This is a genomic window from Lacibacter sp. H407 (assembly GCF_037892605.1).
Taxonomy (GTDB): domain Bacteria; phylum Bacteroidota; class Bacteroidia; order Chitinophagales; family Chitinophagaceae; genus Lacibacter.
Window position 1 is genome coordinate 1,540,218 of the sequence record NZ_JBBKTU010000001.1, and the last position, 20,698, is coordinate 1,560,915.

The 20,698-nt window shown below is 40.9% G+C and carries 18 protein-coding genes; all 18 read left to right on the forward strand.

What is annotated here, in order from left to right:
• The 18 genes from WG989_RS06770 (at position 1) to WG989_RS06855 (ending at position 20,670) form a co-directional block, all read left to right on the forward strand.
• Entirely contained in the window at positions 1-987 is a 987-nt protein-coding gene (locus WG989_RS06770; protein ID WP_340428227.1) for an alpha/beta fold hydrolase, read from the forward strand.
• A gap of 8 nt (positions 988-995) precedes the next feature.
• Positions 996-2,018, forward strand: coding sequence for a pectinesterase family protein (locus WG989_RS06775; RefSeq protein WP_340428228.1), 1,023 nt, complete (start codon positions 996-998; stop codon positions 2,016-2,018).
• A gap of 124 nt (positions 2,019-2,142) precedes the next feature.
• On the forward strand, positions 2,143-3,417 hold the full coding sequence (gene fucP, locus WG989_RS06780; RefSeq protein ID WP_340428229.1) for an L-fucose:H+ symporter permease: 1,275 nt from the start codon (positions 2,143-2,145) through the stop codon (positions 3,415-3,417).
• A gap of 2 nt (positions 3,418-3,419) precedes the next feature.
• Positions 3,420-3,749 (forward strand): L-rhamnose mutarotase, encoded by a 330-nt coding sequence (locus WG989_RS06785; protein WP_340428230.1) that lies wholly within the window; start codon positions 3,420-3,422, stop codon positions 3,747-3,749.
• Positions 3,750-3,751: 2 nt separating this feature from the next.
• On the forward strand, positions 3,752-4,525 hold the full coding sequence (locus tag WG989_RS06790; protein ID WP_340428232.1) for an SDR family NAD(P)-dependent oxidoreductase: 774 nt from the start codon (positions 3,752-3,754) through the stop codon (positions 4,523-4,525).
• A gap of 111 nt (positions 4,526-4,636) precedes the next feature.
• On the forward strand, positions 4,637-5,491 hold the full coding sequence (locus tag WG989_RS06795) for a fumarylacetoacetate hydrolase family protein (protein ID WP_340428234.1): 855 nt from the start codon (positions 4,637-4,639) through the stop codon (positions 5,489-5,491).
• The gene (locus WG989_RS06800; RefSeq protein ID WP_340428235.1) at positions 5,481-6,302 is read left to right on the forward strand and encodes an amidohydrolase family protein; all 822 of its coding nucleotides are present in this window, start codon (positions 5,481-5,483) and stop codon (positions 6,300-6,302) included. Before WG989_RS06795 ends, WG989_RS06800 begins: the two co-directional genes overlap by 11 nt.
• Positions 6,303-6,322: 20 nt before the next feature.
• Entirely contained in the window at positions 6,323-7,111 is a 789-nt protein-coding gene (locus tag WG989_RS06805) for an L-fucose dehydrogenase (protein WP_340428236.1), read from the forward strand.
• Between the two features lie 91 nt (positions 7,112-7,202).
• Positions 7,203-8,102: an alpha/beta hydrolase gene (locus WG989_RS06810; protein WP_340428237.1), complete on the forward strand. Its 900-nt coding sequence runs from the start codon at positions 7,203-7,205 to the stop codon at positions 8,100-8,102.
• Between the two features lie 4 nt (positions 8,103-8,106).
• Complete coding sequence (locus tag WG989_RS06815) at positions 8,107-9,150, forward strand: Gfo/Idh/MocA family oxidoreductase (RefSeq protein ID WP_340428238.1); 1,044 nt, start codon at positions 8,107-8,109, stop codon at positions 9,148-9,150.
• Entirely contained in the window at positions 9,147-10,751 is a 1,605-nt protein-coding gene (locus WG989_RS06820) for a glycoside hydrolase family 43 protein (RefSeq protein ID WP_340428240.1), read from the forward strand. The genes WG989_RS06815 and WG989_RS06820 overlap by 4 nt, the downstream gene beginning before the upstream one ends.
• Before the next feature lie 44 nt (positions 10,752-10,795).
• Positions 10,796-12,190 carry a Gfo/Idh/MocA family oxidoreductase gene (locus WG989_RS06825; protein WP_340428241.1) on the forward strand — a complete coding sequence of 465 codons (1,395 nt, stop codon included), beginning with the start codon at positions 10,796-10,798 and terminating at the stop codon, positions 12,188-12,190.
• 10 nt (positions 12,191-12,200) lie between these two features.
• Positions 12,201-12,638 (forward strand): nuclear transport factor 2 family protein, encoded by a 438-nt coding sequence (locus WG989_RS06830; RefSeq protein ID WP_340428242.1) that lies wholly within the window; start codon positions 12,201-12,203, stop codon positions 12,636-12,638.
• Positions 12,639-12,836: 198 nt separating this feature from the next.
• Positions 12,837-14,489: a glycoside hydrolase family 28 protein gene (locus WG989_RS06835; RefSeq protein ID WP_340428243.1), complete on the forward strand. Its 1,653-nt coding sequence runs from the start codon at positions 12,837-12,839 to the stop codon at positions 14,487-14,489.
• 32 nt (positions 14,490-14,521) lie between these two features.
• Positions 14,522-16,426 (forward strand): glycoside hydrolase family 88 protein, encoded by a 1,905-nt coding sequence (locus WG989_RS06840; protein WP_340428244.1) that lies wholly within the window; start codon positions 14,522-14,524, stop codon positions 16,424-16,426.
• Between the two features lie 17 nt (positions 16,427-16,443).
• Positions 16,444-17,427 carry a pectinesterase family protein gene (locus WG989_RS06845; protein ID WP_340428246.1) on the forward strand — a complete coding sequence of 328 codons (984 nt, stop codon included), beginning with the start codon at positions 16,444-16,446 and terminating at the stop codon, positions 17,425-17,427.
• A gap of 71 nt (positions 17,428-17,498) precedes the next feature.
• Positions 17,499-19,040 carry a tagaturonate reductase gene (locus WG989_RS06850; RefSeq protein WP_340428249.1) on the forward strand — a complete coding sequence of 514 codons (1,542 nt, stop codon included), beginning with the start codon at positions 17,499-17,501 and terminating at the stop codon, positions 19,038-19,040.
• On the forward strand, positions 19,030-20,670 hold the full coding sequence (locus tag WG989_RS06855) for a UxaA family hydrolase (protein ID WP_340428250.1): 1,641 nt from the start codon (positions 19,030-19,032) through the stop codon (positions 20,668-20,670). Before WG989_RS06850 ends, WG989_RS06855 begins: the two co-directional genes overlap by 11 nt.
• Positions 20,671-20,698: the final 28 nt, after the last annotated feature.

Genomic DNA, 20,698 nt, shown 5'->3' on the forward strand with positions numbered 1-20,698 from the left:
ATGAATAGGTTGCTCATTATATTGTTGGTTTGCAGCTGCCGTTTTCAGGTATTTGCACAATCTTACAATGGTATTACCAACGTAACCGATACCACTTTCAATCTGAGAAACGAATTTGAAAAAGTAAAAAAACAATACCCCGCTATTTCAATTCCTGTTGACCAACGCAGTGCATTTATTGCCGAACAACGAAATATTCGTTATTACAAACCTGCCAACAGAAACCTGGAACTGGATGCATTTTTTCCAAAGCAAAACAAGGGGTACAGTAAAAAAACTCCTGCAATTATTATTATTCATGGTGGCGGCTGGCGTTCAGGCAACAAAAGTCAACACCATGCATTAGCGTTCAATCTGGCAGCGAAAGGCTATGCATGTTTTACACCTGAATACCGATTATCAACGGAAGCATTATATCCTGCGGCAGTACAGGATATAAAAGCTGTAGTGAAATGGGTGAAATCAAACGCAGATAAATTTCATGTGGATACAAACAGGATCGTTGTGCTTGGATTTTCAGCAGGCGGACAGTTAGCAGCATTGGTTGGAACTACAAACGGTTATCAAAAACTAGAACCTGCATTTAGAGCAAAGGCAACAAGTAACGTTCACGCAATCGTTGATATTGATGGTACGCTATCATTTGTACATCCTGAATCGGGAGAAGGCGACGACAGTAAACGTACCTCAGCCGCTACGTATTGGTTTGGTTATTCCAAAACAGAAAATCCTGAACTATGGAAGCAGGCATCGCCTTTAACACATGCCGGTGCTTTTACTCCACCCACCTTATTCATCAACAGCTCTGTTGCAAGAATGCACGCAGGCCGTAATGATTTTATGCAACTGCTTCGCAACAATAATATTTACACAGAAGTAAAAGAATTTGAAAACTCACCACATTCCTTTTGTTTATTTGAACCGTGGTTCACACCTACGGTTGAAGCTATTGACACATTCCTGCAAAACGTATTTCCTAAAAAGTAGAGATCAAGATGAAAAAGATACAACTCCTGATACTGTTGATATTGATTAGTATATATGACGTAACAGCACAAACCTCCAACCCCCAACAGTATAAATATATATTTACTGTTGCAAAGGATGGCACTGGTGATTATAAATATATCCAGGATGCGATCGATGCCATGCGTGTATATCCATTGGCACGTATTACACTGTATATTAAAAACGGAGTGTACAACGAAAAGATCGAACTGCCGGCTAATAATACCGACGTAACATTTATTGGGGAGAGTGTAGAAAAAACGATCATCAGCTTCAATGATTATTCGGGAAGAGGAAAGCATACAACCTTCACTTCGTACACGGCAAAAATTTCGGGCAATCGTTTTATTGCAGAGAATATTACGTTTGCCAATAGTGCCGGTGCTGTTGGACAAGCATTGGCTTTGTATGTTGATGCTGATAAAGCAGTCTTTCGGAATTGTCGTTTCCTCGGCAACCAGGATACCATTTTTGCAGCTGGCGAAAATGCACGACAGTTATTTGTTGATTGTTATATAGAAGGTACAACCGATTTTATTTTTGGTCCATCAACGGCGGTATTTCAAAACTGTACGATCCGGGCAAAATCAAACTCCTACATTACAGCCGCCAGCACAACTGAAGGGAAAAACTTCGGTTATGTATTTCTTGATTGTAAGATCATGGCCGATTCAACTGTTACAAAATTATTTTTAGGAAGACCGTGGCGTGCACATGCTAAAACCGCTTTCATCCGTTGTGAACTACCCAAACAAATTGCAGACGAAGGTTGGAATAACTGGAGCAATCCTGCAAACGAAACAACCGTTCGTTATGTTGAATATAAATCTACCGGAGTAGGTGCTTCTGCAGCAAAGCGGGTAGCATGGAGCAAACAGTTAACTGACAAAGAAGCGAAAGAATATACACTCGAAAACATTTTTTCAAATTGTAACTCTACTGTTCAGCAGGATTCGCAGTGGTTTCAGCAGATCCGTACAAAAGCGTTTGAATGGCCTGCAGCGAAATGATCCATGTATTTTATCTTGCTATAAATGCTTAATAATTGGAATAGCTGGCAACGATTGCATGAAAAATGATCTGTACTTTAGTCAACAATTAATATCTTGACCTTTCGAACGATCAACTTTCCATATGAGCCAACGCAATCAGTATCTCTTCCCATTTATTCTAGTGACCAGTTTATTTTTTCTCTGGGCTTTTCTGCATAATATCAATCCCATTTTAATTCCACATTTAAAGAAAGCCTGCCAGTTAACTGATACGCAATCTGCATTTGTCGATACGGCAGTTTATTTGGGTTATTTCTCAATTGCACTACCGGCAGGTTGGTTCATGCACAAATACGGCTATAAAAAAGGGATCATGTTTGGTTTGCTTTTGTATGGAGTAGGAGCGTTATTATTTATTCCGGCAGCAAATGCCAGAGAATATTCCTTTTTTCTCGTTGCTTTATTTATCAGTGCAGCGGGCGCTACTTTTTTAGAAACAGTTGCCAATCCATATATCGCCAAACTGGGCGATGCAAAAACTGCTGCACAACGCTTGAACTTTGCACAGTCGTTTAATGGCGTGGGTGCATTTATTGCTCCCATTATCGGCGGGCAGATCATTTTATCCGGTATTGAGCATTCGAAAGAAGAATTGCAACAAATGGATGCAGCAACACTCGCCAGTTATCTGGATGGAGAAGCGGCAACAGTAAAAATTCCTTATCTCGTGATTGGTGCAATCGTTATGATCTTACTTGCTTTATTCTTTGTAACAAAGCTTCCGGAAATAAAAGAAGAGAATGGTGACGATGCAAAAAGTTCAAAATTTTCGTTTCGTGTTTTTAGACATGCGCATTTGAAATGGGCTGTTGTTGCACAATTATTTTATGTAGGTGCACAAACTTGTGTTGGTAGTTTTTTTATACGCTTCGCCCGGTTTGCAGAAGACATGCCTGAAAAAAGAGCTGCTTTTCTGTGGGGTTCGGTTGCCATGGTGGGTTTTATGATCGGTCGTTTTTCAGGAACGTTTTTAATGCGTTACATCAAACCCGCAAAACTATTGGGCATTTACGCAGTGATCAATATGTTATTACTCAGTGTGGCTGTATTTGCAAAAGGAGATGCAGCTGTGTATGCATTGATGGCGGTACCGTTCTTTATGTCGATCATGTTCCCCACCATTTTCGCAATGGGCATTTCGAATTTGGGTGAAGAAACAAAAATAGCTTCGTCTTTTATTGTGATGTCGATCGTAGGTGGCGCAATATTTCCATTGTTCATGGGACAGATATCGGATGCAAGCGGTGGTAATATTCAACTGGCATATATCGTACCCATTGTGTGTTTTGCTGTAATTGGTTTGTTTGCGTACCGTTTCAGGAATCTGTTTACCGATAACACGTCAACCGCACATTAACCATGAAAAGATATTGCCTGGCTTTGGATTTAAAAGATGATGAAGCATTGATTGCTGAATACGAAGCCTATCACCAAAATGTATGGCCGGAAATTTTGCAAAGCATCAAAGAATCCGGAATTGAACACATGGATATTTACCGAACGGGAAATCGTTTGTTCATGATCATGGAAGTAAATGATGCGTTCAATTTTGAAAGCAAAGCAGCCGCAGATGCTGCCAATGAAAAAGTACAGGAATGGGAAACGCTGATGTGGAAGTACCAACAGGCACTGCCCGGCAGCAAGCCCGGTGAGAAATGGAAACTAATGGAAAATATATTTTCAATATAACAATGTTCAGTTTAAATAATAAGATCGCAATTATTACCGGTGCCGGAAGTGGTATTGGAAAAGCAACAGCCAAACTGTTTGCAAAACAGGGAGCACAAGTTCATATTCTTGATTTTGATGAAACGTCTGCATTAGAAGCAGTCAAAGAAATTACAGAAGAAGGCGGCAACTGTTCTTCTGTAAAAGTTGATGTGAGCAATCAGCAGGAAGTAAAAGCAATCATCGATAACATTGCTTCTGCATCCGGTCGCATTGATATTTTGTTCAACAATGCCGGTGTTGCCCATGTTGGTACTGTGGAATCTACTTCCGAGCAGGATTTTACACGCCTGTTCAATGTAAATGTAAAAGGTGTATATAATTGTATGCAGGCTGCCATTCCGCACATGAAAGCGAATGGCGGTAGTATTTTGAATATGGCATCTGTTGCTTCTTCGGTTGGTATTCCTGATCGGTTTGCTTACTCGATGACAAAAGGAGCCGTTGCAGCAATGACTTTATCTACTGCAAAAGATTATCTCAATACAGGAATTCGTTGTAATTGTATTTCACCTGCTAGAGTACATACTCCTTTTGTAGATGGATTTATCAATAAAAATTATCCGGGAAAAGAGAAAGAGATGTTTGAAAAGTTGTCAAAGAGTCAACCCATCGGTCGTATGGGCAAACCCGATGAAATTGCTCATTTGGTTTTGTATCTCTGCAGCGATGAAGCATCTTTTATTACCGGATGTGATTATCCGATCGATGGTGGATTTATTAAACTGAGTAATTGATTTGATTCTTACTTGTATAATGTATTATTAACTATAAAAATAAAATGATCTTACCGCTGATGGGGCTGTGCCAGGATGGCCTCCCCGAAAGGGGGAGGTCGGGAGGGGGTTATGAAACTGATTCGCTTTGGTGAAGCCGGCAACGAAAAGCCCGGCGTTTGTATCAACCAGGAATACTTTGATGTATCTGGTTTTGTAAAAGATTATGATGAAACTTTTTTTGCAACCGATGGTGTTGCAAACCTTGCAACTATCATCGAACAAAATAAAATTGCGTTGCCGAAAATTGCAAGCGATACAAGATTGGGTGCTCCTGTTGCACGTCCATCAAAAATTATTTGTATTGGATTAAACTATGCCGATCATGCAAAAGAAACCAATGCAACCCCACCAACCGAGCCGGTGATCTTTATGAAAGCAACATCGGCGATCTGTGGTCCGTTTGATGATGTAGTGATTCCAAAAAATTCGGAGAAGACCGATTGGGAAGTAGAATTAGCCGTCATCATCGGAAAAAAAGCAAGTTATGTTTCTGAAGCTGATGCCATGAATTATGTAGCAGGATATTGTTTGCATAACGATATCAGCGAACGTGCATTTCAATTGGAAAGAGGCGGTACCTGGGATAAAGGAAAAGGTTGCGATACGTTTGCACCATTGGGTCCCTGGTTTGTTACAAAAGATGAAATAACCGATGTAGATGATCTTAAACTTTGGTTGAAAGTAAACGGCAAGCAAATGCAGAATGGTACAACAGCCAATCTCATCTTCAATGTTCCTTTTGTTGTAGCGTATGTCAGTCAGTTTATGACCTTGCTGCCCGGTGATATTATTTCAACCGGCACACCCGCAGGAGTTGGATTAGGATTTAATCCGCCTGTGTATTTACAACCCGGCGATGTAATGGAACTGGGTATTGACGGTTTAGGTGAATCAAAACAAACATGCGTGGCGTATGCGGGTTGATACACATGTACATTTTTGGGAGTACGATCAACAGCGTGATGATTGGATGGACAGTATGCCTGTATTGCAACAGAATTATTTACCAGGTAGTCTGGTTTTGACATTGGAAGAAAATAAGATCGACGGTTGTGTAGCGGTGCAGGCCAGTCAATCGGAAGAGGAAACAATGTTCATGGTTGATCTGGCAAACAAACATCAATTCATTAAAGGAGTTGTTGGCTGGATCGATCTGCAAAATGAAAATATTGAAGAGCGGTTGCAGCATTTTTCACAATACCCGATCATTAAAGGATGGCGGCATGTGGTGCAAGGGGAACCAAACGATTTTTTATCACGACCCAAATTTCAACGTGGAGTAAAAGCATTACAACCTTTTGGCTACACGTACGATATTCTCATCTATCATCATCAACTGCAACCGGCCATTGAATTTGTATCGCAGTTTCCGGAGCAGCAACTGGTGATCGATCATTGTGCAAAACCGGATATTGCCAATCAACAAATCCATGATTGGAAAAATTTGATGCAGGAAATAGCAAAGGCGCCCAACGTGTATTGCAAACTATCGGGTTTAGTAACAGAAGCAAAGTGGAACGATTGGACAGAGGCCGACTTGCATGCTTATCTCGATGTGGTGTTTGATGCATTTGGTATCGATCGTTTAATGTTTGGTAGTGATTGGCCGGTAGTATTAGTGTCGGGTGGTTATAGCAGTTGGGTGAAAGTGCTCGATAGTTATATGCGGAACTTCAGTGAAACAGACAAAGTAAAAGTGTTCGGTAAAAATGCCATGCACTTTTATCATTTATAGAACTTTGAAAATACAATCGTATGGATCTGCAATTGAAAGAGAAAGTGATCATTGTTTCCGGTGGTGCCAAAGGTATTGGTGAGGGCATTGTAAAAGTATTGGCGGCCGAAGGAGCCATACCGGTGATCATTGGAAGAAGTGAAGAAGATAATTTAATAACCGTAAAAGCAATTGAAGCAACCGGTGGCAAATGTTTTCAGGTAAAGGCCGAACTTTCTAACCCGGATGAATGCAAACATGCAGTAGAAGCAGTCATTAAACAATTCAACCGAATTGATGGGCTGGTGAACAATGCCGGTGCAAATGATGGCGTGGGATTAGAAAACGGAGACTATGAAAAATTCATGGCCTCTCTGCATAAGAATTTAATTCATTACTATTTATTGGCACATCATGCATTGCCGGAATTAAAGAAAACAAAAGGTGCGATCGTAAACATTACTTCAAAAACTGCGGATACAGGACAAGGTGGCACATCGGCTTATGCTGCCAGTAATGGAGGACGAAATGCATTAACAAGAGAATGGGCTGTTGAATTGTTGAAATATGGCATTCGTGTAAATGCAGTTGTGGTGGCAGAATGTTTTACACCGCTGTATGCACGCTGGATCGAAACATTACCCAACCCGCAGGAAAAATTAAAAGAGATCGAATCCAAAATTCCATTGGGCAACAGAATGACCACAGCAGAAGAAATTGCAAATGCAGTTGTGTTCCTGTTATCAGAAAGGTCCAGTCATACAACCGGTCAGTTGGTGTATGTAGATGGTGGTTATGTGCATCTCGACAGAGCGTTGGCAAATGCATAAAGAAGTTTAAATGGCAGCAACGGTTATTTCATTATTTCCGTCTGTCAAAGCAGATCGATTGTTTTTCAAATAGATTTAATTATACAGCAACATGAAAAAGACAGGTCTTATAATTGCAGCAATGTTTAGTTCAATTGTGTTGCTGGCACAAACAGAAATACCGTTATACAGTGGTTCCGTTCCTAATTCAAAACCTGCGCCGAATAAAGAAAGTTCGTTGACCAGAGATAATGTTACACGCATTTCAAAAGTGAGTGTGCCAACGCTTACGGTTTACAAACCTGTAACACCTAATGGTATGTCGGTGATCATTTGCCCCGGTGGTGGTTATGGCATTTTAGCTTTTGATAAAGAAGGTACACGTGTAGCGGAAGAAATGAACAAATGGGGCATCACTGCTTTTGTGTTGAAATACCGCTTGCCCGATGATACTACCAATATCGACAGAAGTCTTGCTCCGTTACAGGATGCACAACAGGCCGTTCGTTTAGTGCGAAGCAGAGCAACAGAATGGGGATTGAAGAAAGATAAGATCGGCATCATGGGTTTTTCTGCCGGAGGACATTTAGCATCAACTGCAGCAACACATTTTTCCAGAAAAGCAGATGCAACAAACAACGATACAACTTCTGTTCGTCCCGATTTTACCATTCTTATTTATCCGGTCATCAGTTTCGACAGTACCATCACACACAAAGGATCAAGAAATAATTTAGTTGGTGCAACTGCATCAGCAGAGAAGATAAAATTATATTCCAACGAATTGCAGGTAAATGCAAAAACGCCTCCTTCGTTTTTGGTACATGCAGGCGATGATGCTACAGTGCCGGTTGAAAACAGTATTCGTTATTATCAGGCTTGTATTCAATACAAAGTGCCTGCAGAAATGCATCTCTATCCAAAAGGTGGTCATGGTTTTGGAATGTATAATAAAACAACAACGGATAACTGGATGGAGCGTTTGCAAAACTGGCTTAACACACTAAAGTAATTTTATGAAACCGATCAATACAGCAATCTGTTCCTTTGGTATGAGTGGCTGGGTATTTCATGCACCATTCATCAGTACGCATCCCGGCTTTAACTTTTACGCTGTATGGGAACGAAGCAAGAATCTGGCACAGGAAAAATATCCTGCTGTAATAACATACCGAACTTTAGAAGAGATGCTGGGAGATGAAAATGTTGAACTGGTTGTAGTGAACACACCCAACATTACACATTACGATTATGTAAAAAGGGCATTGCTTGCAGGTAAGCATGTTGTAAGCGAAAAACCATTTACCGTAACAGTTGTTGAAGCAGAAGAACTCATTGCACTGGCCGATGAAAAAAAATTAAAACTGTCTGTATTTCAAAACAGAAGATATGACAGTGATTATAAAACCATCAAATCGGTACTTGATCAAAAACTGTTAGGCAATATTGTTGAAGCAGAATTTCATTTCGATCGGTTTAAAGAAGAGATCAGTCCGAAAGCACACAAAGAAGTGCCGATGAAGGGAACAGGTGCGTTGTACGATCTTGGTTCGCATCTTATTGATCAGGCATTGCAATTGTTTGGCATGCCGCAAGCGGTGTTTGCTGATATTACAGCGATGCGTCCTGTTTCACAAGTGGATGATTATTTTGAAGTGTTGCTGTATTATCCTTCATCAAGAGTACGCATCAAAGGAAGTTACCAGGTGCGTGAAGCATTGCCCGGTTATGTATTGCATGGAAGTAAAGGTTCATTCATCAAACCAAAAACGGATATGCAGGAAGCACAACTGCAAACACATATGTTGCCGACTGATGCCGCTTATGGCATTGAACCCGAATCTGAAAAAGGATTGTTGCATACAGAAGTGGATGGCAACATCATCAAAGAATATATTCCTTCATACAAAGGAAACTATACAGATTACTACGAAGGCATTTATCAAGCCATTCGTAACAATGCGCCATTGCCTGTAACGGCAATAGAAGGGATGCAGGTGATAAAAATTATTGAAGCTGCATTTAAAAGTAGTGAAGAAAAAAGTGTGATTGAATTATGAAACGTGTTTTAACGATAGGCTTTGTTTTGGTAAGCCTCGCTGTTTCGGCACAGAGTGTTTCGAAAGTGTGGGTGGCTGATAATGGTAATGGCACTTACAAGAATCCGGTAGTGAATGCAGATTACAGCGATCCCGACGCCATTCGTGTTGGTGATGATTATTATATGGTCTCATCTTCATTTAATCATATTCCCGGCTTACCTATTCTTCATTCAAAAGATCTGGTGAACTGGAAACTGATCGGTCATGCATTAAAACGTCAACCACCATTCGACCATTTCTCAACTGTACAACATGGTGGTGGTGTATGGGCACCATCGATCCGTTATTACAATAATGAATTTTATATCTACTACCCCGATCCTGATTTTGGTATTTATCTCACCAAAGCAAAAAATATCAACGGTCCGTGGAGCGAACCTGTGTTGGTTGAAGGCGGAAAAGGCTTGATCGATCCATGTCCGTTGTGGGATGATAACGGTAAAGTATATCTCACACATGCATATGCAGGTAGTCGTGCAGGTATTAAGTCGATCCTTGTTGTAAAAGAGATGAACAAAGCAGGAACAAAAACGATCAGCGATCCGGTATTGGTATTCGATGGAAGAGAAAGCGACCCAACACTGGAAGGACCAAAGTTTTACAAACGCAATGGCTTCTATTACATTTTTGCACCGGCAGGTGGTGTAAGTACAGGTTGGCAATTAGTACTTCGTTCAAAAAATATTTATGGGCCGTATGAACGCAAAGTGGTGATGGATCAGGGAACTACTACTGTCAATGGGCCGCACCAAGGTGCGTGGGTATCTACACAAACAGGTGAAGATTGGTTTTTGCATTTTCAGGATAAAGATGCGTACGGACGAGTAGTGCACCTGCAACCAATGAAATGGGTGAATAACTGGCCGGTGATCGGTGCAGATAAAGATGGTGACGGTAAAGGTGAACCTGTTCTCACTTACAAAAAGCCAAACGTAGGAAAAACATTTCCGCTTGCTACTCCGCCTGAATCGGATGAATTCAATTCTCCTTCATTGGGTTTGCAATGGCAGTGGGAAGCCAATCCGCAACAATATTGGGCGATGGCAACGCCAGCCGGTTCTTTACGGATGTTTTCGGTGCTGAAGCCCGACTCTATTACATCTGCCTGGGATTATCCAAACATCCTAGGCCAAAAATTTCCGGCCGATGAATTTACTGCTACAACGAAAATTTTGTTCCAGCCAAAATGGGAAGGCGAACGGTTTGGGTTGACCATACACGGCGCCGATTATGCGACTGTTTCTGTGATCAAACGGAAAGATGGGAACTACATTTCTTTTGCGATGTGCAAAGAAGCAGACAGAGGGAAAAAGGAAACAGTACAGGACGGTGAAAAACTCAACAGTAAGGATATTTATTTACGTGTAAAAGTAACACAGGGAGCAGTGTGCGAATTCAGTTACAGTGAAGATGGAATCAGTTTCAAAAAGATTGGCGACCAGTTGAAAGCAAAACCCGGCAGATGGGTGGGCGCCAAAGTGGGTATGTTTTTTACACGGACGAATAAAACAAACGATGCGGGTGTAACGGATGTTGATTGGTTTCGAATTACACAATAAGTTTTCAACGATTGTATACATACTACAACTACTAAAATTGCCATATGGAAAGAAGATCATTCGTAAAATACACGGCAGCAGCAGGTGCATCCTTAATGCTGCATCCTTTCTCTTCAATTGCTGCCGGTTCAGCCACTAAATTAAAACTCGCACTTGTTGGTACAGGTGTACGTGGTACAAGCTTGTGGGGCAAACAAATTGTCACTGAATTTAAAGATGCCTGCGAATTTGTGGGTTTGTGTGATATCAATCCCGGCCGGCTTGCTTACGGCAAAGAGTACATGGGTGTAAGCTGTCCTACGTTTATCAACGTAGATGAAATGCTGAAACAGATCAAAGCCGATTATGTAATTGTCACAACTGTTGACTCTACACACGACGAAATAATTGTGAAGGCCTTGAACGCAGGCTTCAATGTAATTACTGAAAAACCAATGACGACTGACGAAGACAAGTGTCGGCGAATTTTAGAAGCAGAGAAAAAATCAGGCAAAAAAGTAACGGTGGCGTTTAACTATCGCCACAGTGTACATGCCATGCAGTTGAAAGAATTGCTGGCAGCTAACCGTGTTGGAAAAATAACCTCTGTTGATTTTAATTGGTATTTGAATGTGAATCATGGCTCCGATTATTTCCGTCGTTGGCATGGCCGCATGGCAAAAGGTGGTTCATTATGGGTGCACAAAGCAACACACCATTTTGATTTGCTCAACTGGTGGCTCAATAGTGAACCGGTTGAAGTAAGTGCCTATGGTTCGTTGGAGCATTACGGAAAAAACAATGCCTTCCGGGGAACCAAATGCCGTGGTTGCGAACACAAACCCAATTGTAAATTCTATTGGGACATTACTGCCAACAAACACAATGTCAACCTGTACGTTAACAACGAGCACCACGATGGTTATATCCGTGATGGTTGTGTGTGGAGCAACGACATCGATATTTACGACAAGATGAGTGCGCAGATCATTTATGCAAATGGTGTAACTGTTAACTATTCACTTACCACATATTCGCCCTACGAAGGATGGCAAATTGCATTCAACGGAATGAAAGGAAGAATTGAAACATGGGAAGATATTCCTTACCTGCAAAAAACGCAGGAAGATCAAGGCAAACGTCATGCAATTGAAATGAGTAATGCTGATGATGCTGTACCCGGCGAAGTACGGGAGATCATGGCCTGGGATAATTTTGGAAAAGAACATGAAGTGTATACTACGCCAAAAATTCGTGGCGGGCATGGTGGTGGTGATATTCGTATGCAGCGCAGAATGTTTACCAATACCAACGATAATCCACACCATGTAATGGCAGGAACGAGAGAAGGTGCCATGAGCATCCTCATTGGTATTGCAGCACGGAAAAGTATTCAACTCAAACGCCCGGTGAAGATCAGTGAGCTTACAGATCTTGTACCAATGGCAAACAGATTCTAAAAATTGAAGTATGATAAAGCAACGATTCTTGATGGCTGTTCTTGTATTATTGATCAGCACAACTATATCAGCACAAAGCAAACAGGAAACAGCCGTTAGTAATGCTGTTGAAAAGCTACGCACTGCAATGGTTAGTGGCGAACGTGCAACACTTGATGCAATAGCTGCTGAGCAGCTCAGTTATGGCCATTCAAGTGGTTTGATCGAAACAAAAGCGCAGTTTGTAGAGAAGATCGCCAGTGGTCAATCCGATTTTGTTTCAATTGAGTTTAAGAATCAAACCATCAGCATCAGCAAAAACACAGCAATTGTGCGTCACGAACTGCATGCTGTTACCAACGATAACAACAAACCCGGCGAAGTACACCTCAAGATCCTGCTCATTTGGCAAAAACAAGGAAAAGAGTGGAAATTATTGGCCCGTCAGGCAGTCAGAATTACCCCATAAAACAGACAAACGTACTCCTTCGCAGGTTATTAAACCTGTAATTTTATCTGGTTGATTTTGAATCATTTTTACGCAACAATTCCCGATAACGATTGCGTAAATAAATCCCTGTATTTCCTTGAATATGCTGCCACATAAGGGTAAAATTGTACACTCGAAACCTGCGCCAATTCTATTCCTTAACGATTCAACGATGTCATGAAAAAAATCATTCTTATACTTCCTTTTCTTTTAACAGTTTGCGCAGCGTTTGCACAGTTCAATGTAAAAATGCCCGTGGTGGTTGCTCCCAAATTCAAAAAAGATACAACCAACATTAAGAAGTTTGGCGCTGTTCCCGATGGTAATACACTCAATACAAAAGCCATCAACAATGCAATTGATGCCTGCAGTAAAAAAGGTGGTGGTGTTGTATTGGTTCCTGCAGGTTTATGGTTAACAGGACCGATTGTACTGAAGAGTAATGTGAATCTTCATTTAGCAACAGGATCAACGTTACTGTTTACAGCTGATAAATCGCAATACACACTAGTGAAAGCAAACTGGGAAGGTTTACCTCAAATGCGTAACCAATCTCCTATCTCTGCAACCGGCGTAAGTAATATTGCTATTACAGGTAAAGGAATTGTTGATGGTAATGGTGATGGATGGCGCTCAGTAAAAAGTGATAAGTTAACTGCAGGTCAATGGAAAAAATTAGTTGCGAGTGGCGGTGTGGTGAGTGATGATAAAAAAACATGGTATCCTTCTGAAGCTTTTATGAAAGCAAGCAAAGGACCGGCAAACCCTGGTGAAATTAAACCTGAACGTGATGCAGCTTACTTTGCAGGCATCAAAGATTTTCTTCGTCCAAACATGGTGTTGATCACTGAGTGCAAATACATTTTATTAGAAGGCGTAACCTTTCAAAATTCAGCAGCTTGGTGTTTGCATCCATTGATGAGTGAGCACTTAACTGTCCGCAACATTTTTGTAAAAAATCCCTGGTATGCACAGAATGGTGACGGTATTGATGTAGAAAGTTGCAGCAATGTACTCATTGAAAATTCCGTGTTTGATGTGGGTGATGATGCATTGTGTATGAAGAGTGGTCGTGATGCAGAAGGCCGCAAACGTGCAATGCCCACACAAAATGTGATCATTCGTGGCTGTACTGTGTATGCATCGCATGGTGGTTTTGTTATTGGCAGTGAAATGAGTGGTGGTGCAAGAAACATGTACATCAGCAATTGCACATTCATTGGAACAGATATTGGTCTTCGTTTTAAAACAACAAGAGGCCGTGGTGGTGTGGTTGAGAATATCTTCATCAAAGACATCTACATGAAAGATATTCCTGCTGAAGCCATTTTGTTTGACATGTATTACATGGCGAAAGATCCTGTTCCACTCTTAGGTGAAAAAAGAGAATTACCAAAAGTGGAAGTAAAACCCGTTGATGAAACAACCCCGGTGTTCAGGAATTTCCATATCAGCAATGTGTATTGCAATGGTGCAGCAAAAGGCATTTTTGTTAGAGGACTTCCTGAAATGCATGTTAAAGATATTGTTTTAGAGAATATGGTATTGCAGGCCGATAAAGGAATTGATGTGCAGGAAGCAAGCGGTATTACGTTCAAAAATATCCAGATCATTTCTGCTGATACAAAACCGGTAGTGGATATTCTCAACAGCGATAATATTTCATTTGATAAGATCACTTACAAAGATGGCAGTGAAGTACTGTTTCGTGTAAGTGGTGATCGTAATAAAAACATCACGATTAAAAATACAAACGCCAGCAACGCCAAAGAAAAATTGCTTTTGGAATTTGGTGCTGATGCAAAAGAAATTAATTGGTTATCTAAATAAAAACGATTGGCCGTAGCACATAAAAAAGGAACATGAAGAAACTTATTACAATAGTACTACTTGCAATTACGCTTCAGTCAACTGCTCAAACAAAATATAGCGAGAAGATTGCTGCCACAGTTGATAAAATCTGGCCCGATAGTTTACCCATCGGCAGCAGAACCAAATGGAGCTACGACATGGGCGTGGTGCTGAAAGGTTTTGAAAGCCTTTGGATGCGTACAGGTAATGTGGCTTATTACAATTCCATCAAAAACCGTATGGATTATTTCGTACAAAATGATGGAACGATCAAAGGATATGAAGCAGAAGAATACAATATCGATCATGTAAACAATGGTAAGCTGGTGTTAATGCTGTATCGTATTACCGGTGCAGACAAGTACAAGAAAGCAGCCATGCATCTCCGTGATCAGTTGCGTACACATCCTCGTACGAAGGAAGGTGGTTTCTGGCATAAGAAGATTTATACCAACCAGATGTGGTTGGATGGTTTGTATATGGGTGCTCCGTTCTATGCAGAGTATGCCATGCTCTTTCACGAAGACACAGCCTTTAACGATATTGCCAACCAGTTTATCTGGATGGAGAAACATGCACGGGATCCAAAAACAGGATTACTCTATCATGCATGGGACGAAAGTAAAGAACAGCAATGGGCCAATAAAACAACAGGCACTTCACCGCACTTCTGGGCAAGAGCAATGGGTTGGTATGCAGATGCATTGGTTGATGCACTCGACTACTTCCCTGCTGATCATCCAAAACGCAAAGACCTCATTGCAATATTGAACCGTTTGGTAAATGCCATTGAAAAACAACAAGACCCAACAACTGGTTTGTGGTACGATGTGATGGTATACAATGGTCCCGGTAAAGAGAAAAACTATTTTGAAGCATCTGCTTCTTCTCAATTTGTATATGCAGTTGCAAAAGGTGTTCGCAAAGGATATTTACCAGCTGCTAAACTTTCGATTGCAAAAAAAGGATATGATGGAATTGTAAAACGTTTCATCAAAGAAGAGAACGGTCAAACGAATTTGCATGGCACAGTGAAAGTATCAGGACTTGGTGGCAAGCCTTACCGTGATGGAAGTTTTGCATACTACATGAGTGAAGATGTGATTGTGAATGATGCAAAAGGTGTTGGTGCATTTTTATTGGCAGCAGGAGAAATGGAACAGTTGCCCACACAAGCCATTGGGAAAGGCAAAACTGTTTTGCTCGACCGTTGGTTCAACAGTGAGAAAAAGAAAGATGCTGGCGACCAAATGAGTTACTGGCATTATACATGGGAAGAAAGAAGTCATGGTGGTTATTATACACTCGGAACTATTTTCGAACGCTATGGTGCAAATCTTAAATCATTAGATGTTGCGCCAACAGCGAGCAATCTCAGCAAAGCATCGGTTTATGTAATGGTTGATCCTGATCATATCCGTGATAATCCAAAACCAAATTATGTTACAGCAACAGATGTAGCTGCAATCAGCAATTGGGTAAATGCAGGCGGTGTGTTGGTAATATTGGCCAACGACAGTAACAACTGTGATCTGCCTCATTTAAATCTGCTTGCAAATAAGTTTGGCATCAACTTCACCAACAACAGTTTGAACATGGTGAAGAATGATACCTATGTGCAAGGTGAAGTAATGCCCGGCGTAAACAATCCTGTTTTCAAAACAACAAAAAGAATGTTCCTGAAAGAACTCAGCGAACTCACTGTAAAAGCACCGGCAAAAGCATTGGTAACAAAAGACAATGCTGTGATCATTGCTGTTGCAAAATATGGCAAAGGAACTGTGTTTGCTGTGGGCGATCCATGGGTGTATAACGAATATATTGATAACAGGAAACTGCTACCCGCAGAATTCGAAAATTATAAAGCAGCAGAAGACCTTGTAAAATGGCTATTGCAGCAGGCAGTTAAGAAGTGAGGACGAAGCTGACGATATTGAGTTTTGTAATGGTTTATTTGCTGATCAATTTTTCAGCAAACAGTCAACAAAGATTGGTGGTTGCACAGGATGGAAGTGGAAATTACAAAACAGTACAGGAAGCCATCAATAGTTTAAGTGATTCATCAGCAGTTACAAGATCGATCTATATTAAGAAAGGGATCTACAAAGAAAAGATCTTCATCAAGAAAAATAATCTCGTACTCGAAGGCGAAGACAGAACAACCACTACTATAACAGCCGCCATTGCAAGAGATGAATGGCGCTGCGATCATATAGATGATTGGGGCGTTGCCACCATGAATGTTGGCGCCAATGATATTACATTGAAAAACCTCACCGTCAGCAACAGCTATGGTTTTGATTTTTTGCAAGACAGAGTTGTTGCCTGTGCTGCTGATACTGTGAACAAAAAGAAAACGATCACAAAGGGTGGTCACCAGATGGCACTGCGAACAATGGGCTGCACAAGGTTAAAAGCCATCAACTGTAATTTCAAAGCTTATGCAGGCGATACAGTGAGTCCATGGGAAGTAGAGAATGGCATGTGGTATTTCAAAGATTGTGTAATGGAGGGTGGTGTTGATTTTTATTGTCCACGTGGCTGGGCATTTGCAGAGAACTGTGAGTTTATTGCCAACACCGGCTCTGCTGCAATATGGCATGACGGTTCAAGACATGAAGATTCAAAAACTGTTTTGCTCAATTGCAGGTTTAAAGGTTATGATGGGTTTCTGTTGGGTCGCTATCATCGTGATGCACAGTTTTATCTCATCAATTGTTTGTTTGCAGATAACATGAAAGATGCGCCCATCTATCGTGTTTCAACAACCAATAACATTCAATGGGGCGAACGGATCTACTATTACAATTGTCACCGGAAAGCAGGCAATTATGCCTGGTTCAATAATAATATCAGTAAGGAATTGGTTCAAAAGATCAATGCACAATGGGTGTTTGGTGAACGATGGAAACCATAAAACAAGAATAGCGATGATCATCAAATAAGAAGATCATTGCTGTTCAGTTAATAATTTAAAGTGAGCACAAGATGCAGTTATCAAAAGAAACGTTATCGAAATTAAACGGCACGGTACAGTCTGTTCCTGCAGATGCATTGTTTGCATTACCTGAAAAAGTACTTCAGTTTGGTACAGGTGTGTTGTTACGTGGTTTGCCCGATTATTTTATCGACAAGGCAAATAAGAAAGGCATGTTCAATGGCCGTGTAGTGATTGTAAAATCAACTGACAGTGGTGGCACAGATGCATATGAAGTGCAGGATGGTTTATTCACTCATTGCATCAGCGGTATCCGTCAGCAAAAAATTACAGAAGAGTATATCATCAATGCCTCTGTGAGTCGTGTGCTTTCTGCAAAATCGCAATGGCAGCAGATATTGGATTGCGCTTCCAATCCTGAAATGGAGATCATCATCTCTAACACAACCGAAGTTGGAATTGTATTGGTAGAAGAAGATAAGATCACTAACAACCCACCAGTATCGTTCCCGGGCAAACTCCTTGCATTCCTTCATGAACGTTATAAAGCATTCAATGGCGATGTAACTAAAGGAATGGTGATTGTACCAACAGAACTCATCACCGACAATGGAACAAAACTCCAGGCCATTGTCATGGAACTGGCGCATCTCAACAATCTTGATTATGCATTTATTGATTGGCTGGAAAATGCAAATACATTCTGCAATTCATTGGTCGATCGTATTGTGCCCGGTAAACTTCCTGTTGCACAACAAAAAGCAACAGAAGCAAAACTAGGTTTCACAGACGAACTAATGATCATGAGTGAACCTTACAGCTTGTGGGCTATTGAAACATCAAACCCAAAAGTACAAGAGGTATTAAGTTTTGCAAAAGCAGACGATGGGGTTGTTATTACCAATGATATTACCAAACAGCGTGAATTGAAACTTCGTTTGCTCAATGGTACACATACATTCTCGTGCGGCATTGCTTTCCTTTCAGGTTTTGAAACCGTGAAAGAAGCAATGGAAAACAAAACAATGGGTTTGTACGTGTATGATCTCATGCATCATGAAATAGCACCATGTGTTAGTAATGATAAGATTTCGGTGTTGGAAGCACGTGAGTTCTCCGGTAACGTTATCGACCGTTTCCGTAACCCGTTTATTGAGCATAAATGGATTAGTATTACGCTAAATTATTCGCACAAAATGCGCATGCGTAACATACCTTTACTGCTCAAACATTTTGAACAGGATCTCTATGTTCCCGGTTCGATGGCATTGGGTTTTGCAGCTTATATTTTATTTATGAAGTGTGAGCACAGTGAAAGTGGCACCTACTATGGTGAAGCTAACGGTGTAGTTTACCCGATACAGGATGAACACGCCGGTTTTTTCCATCAGCTTTGGAAAAACAATAAACCATCAGATGTAGTGAAGAAGGCATTGGCGAATGAGCAAATCCTTGGACATGATCTTTCAGAGTTACCCGGTTTTGCATTTGCAGTGAGCTCTTATATGGATGCGATGATGGAGGAAGGTGTGTTGAACACTGTAAAAAATTACCAGTTAAACAGAGATAAAGTAGAGAGTAATGAAGCATAAAGTTTTAAAAGTACATCCGAAGGACAACGTGATCGTGGCGTTGACCAATTTGAAAAAAGGAGAAACCATTTCATTCCAGGGTAATGAGTATGTGTTGCAGGACGATATCAATGCCAAGCATAAATTTTTTGAAAAAGAAATGCAGCCGGGTGATGAAGCCATCATGTATGGTGTATTGGTAGGCAAGGCGCAAAAACTTATTCCTGCAGGCGGATTGATGACCACAGAAAATCTGAAACATGCCGCTCTCCCATTTACATATCGCCCTTCGCATTACGAATGGCAGCCACCTGATGTGTCAAAGTTTCAGGGAAAAACATTTAATGGTTATAAGCGAAGCGATGGTCGTGTAGGTACTGCCAATTACTGGTTGTTCATTCCAACAGTTTTTTGTGAGAACAGAAATCTCGATGTGATACGTGAAGCCATGCATAATGAATTAGGTTATGCAGTAACAGCGAAATACAAAAGCTATACTCATCAATTACTCGAAGCATATCAGAAGGGTGAAAACATTGAAGATGTTGACCTCTCTCCTTCTGTTACTTCACAAAAGATACGTCCGTTTAAAAATGTTGATGGTATTAAGTTTTTAAATCACCAGGGTGGTTGTGGTGGTATTCGCCAGGATGCTGCCGTGCTGAGTAAATTATTAGCAGCATATGCTGATCATCCAAACGTTGGTGGTGTAACAGTATTGAGTTTGGGTTGCCAGAATTTACAGGTACAGGATTTCAGGAATGATCTCAAGCAGCACAATCCCAACTTCGATAAACCGCTGTATGTTTTTGAACAACAGCAATCGCAGAGTGAAGAGCAATTGATCGCTGAAGCGATCCGTAAAACATTTGAAGGATTGATCGAGATCAACAAACTTGAACGCCAGCCTGCATCACTCGATAAACTTTGTATTGGTGTGAAGTGTGGTGGTAGTGATGGCTTCAGTGGTATCTCTGCGAATCCTGCTGTTGGTTATGCATCAGATCTTGTTGTTGCATTAGGTGGTAAAATATTATTGGCTGAATTTCCTGAGTTATGTGGTGTTGAACAGGAACTCATCGATCGCACAAAAGAAAAAGAAAGTGCAGAAAAGTTCATTCACTTAATGACGGCTTATAACGACCAGGCATTGAAAGTGGGTTCAGGTTTTCACATGAATCCTTCGCCCGGTAATATTAAAGATGGATTAATTACGGATGCCATTAAGAGTGCAGGTGCTGCAAAGAAAGGCGGCACTTCTCCTGTGGTTGATGTATTAGATTATACAGAACCGGCAACAAAACCCGGCTTGAGTTTGGTTTGCACACCAGGTAACGATGTGGAAGCAACAACAGGTAAAGCGGCAAGTGGCGCCACATTGATCTTGTTTACAACAGGTCTTGGTACACCAACAGGTAATCCTGTTTGTCCAACTATTAAAGTTTCCACCAACAGTAATTTAACCAAACGCATGAACGATATCATTGATATTGATTGCGGACCGGTGATTGAAGGTGAAAAAACAATTGAAGAAATGGGTGAAGCCATTCTTGAATATTGTATTAAAGCAGCAAGCGGCGAAGTAACACCAAAAGCAGTGATATTGAACCAGGATGATTTCATTCCATGGAAACGTGGTGTGAGTCTGTAAGTATAGCAACGATTGAAATCGACCATAT

Bases quoted from the DNA above. Each gene is read 5' to 3' on its own strand.
- WG989_RS06850 (WP_340428249.1), top strand. From the start codon at position 17,499: ATGCAGTTATCAAAAGAAACGTTATCGAAATTAAACGGCACGGTACAG.
- WG989_RS06810 (WP_340428237.1), top strand. From the start codon at position 7,203: ATGAAAAAGACAGGTCTTATAATTGCAGCAATGTTTAGTTCAATTGTG.
- WG989_RS06790 (WP_340428232.1), top strand. From the start codon at position 3,752: ATGTTCAGTTTAAATAATAAGATCGCAATTATTACCGGTGCCGGAAGT.
- WG989_RS06815 (WP_340428238.1), top strand. From the start codon at position 8,107: ATGAAACCGATCAATACAGCAATCTGTTCCTTTGGTATGAGTGGCTGG.
- WG989_RS06775 (WP_340428228.1), top strand. From the start codon at position 996: ATGAAAAAGATACAACTCCTGATACTGTTGATATTGATTAGTATATAT.
- WG989_RS06785 (WP_340428230.1), top strand. From the start codon at position 3,420: ATGAAAAGATATTGCCTGGCTTTGGATTTAAAAGATGATGAAGCATTG.
- WG989_RS06825 (WP_340428241.1), top strand. From the start codon at position 10,796: ATGGAAAGAAGATCATTCGTAAAATACACGGCAGCAGCAGGTGCATCC.
- WG989_RS06855 (WP_340428250.1), top strand. From the start codon at position 19,030: ATGAAGCATAAAGTTTTAAAAGTACATCCGAAGGACAACGTGATCGTG.
- WG989_RS06840 (WP_340428244.1), top strand. From the start codon at position 14,522: ATGAAGAAACTTATTACAATAGTACTACTTGCAATTACGCTTCAGTCA.
- WG989_RS06820 (WP_340428240.1), top strand. From the start codon at position 9,147: ATGAAACGTGTTTTAACGATAGGCTTTGTTTTGGTAAGCCTCGCTGTT.
- WG989_RS06795 (WP_340428234.1), top strand. From the start codon at position 4,637: ATGAAACTGATTCGCTTTGGTGAAGCCGGCAACGAAAAGCCCGGCGTT.
- WG989_RS06835 (WP_340428243.1), top strand. From the start codon at position 12,837: ATGAAAAAAATCATTCTTATACTTCCTTTTCTTTTAACAGTTTGCGCA.
- WG989_RS06830 (WP_340428242.1), top strand. From the start codon at position 12,201: ATGATAAAGCAACGATTCTTGATGGCTGTTCTTGTATTATTGATCAGC.
- WG989_RS06805 (WP_340428236.1), top strand. From the start codon at position 6,323: ATGGATCTGCAATTGAAAGAGAAAGTGATCATTGTTTCCGGTGGTGCC.
- WG989_RS06770 (WP_340428227.1), top strand. From the start codon at position 1: ATGAATAGGTTGCTCATTATATTGTTGGTTTGCAGCTGCCGTTTTCAG.
- WG989_RS06800 (WP_340428235.1), top strand. From the start codon at position 5,481: ATGCGGGTTGATACACATGTACATTTTTGGGAGTACGATCAACAGCGT.
- fucP (WP_340428229.1), top strand. From the start codon at position 2,143: ATGAGCCAACGCAATCAGTATCTCTTCCCATTTATTCTAGTGACCAGT.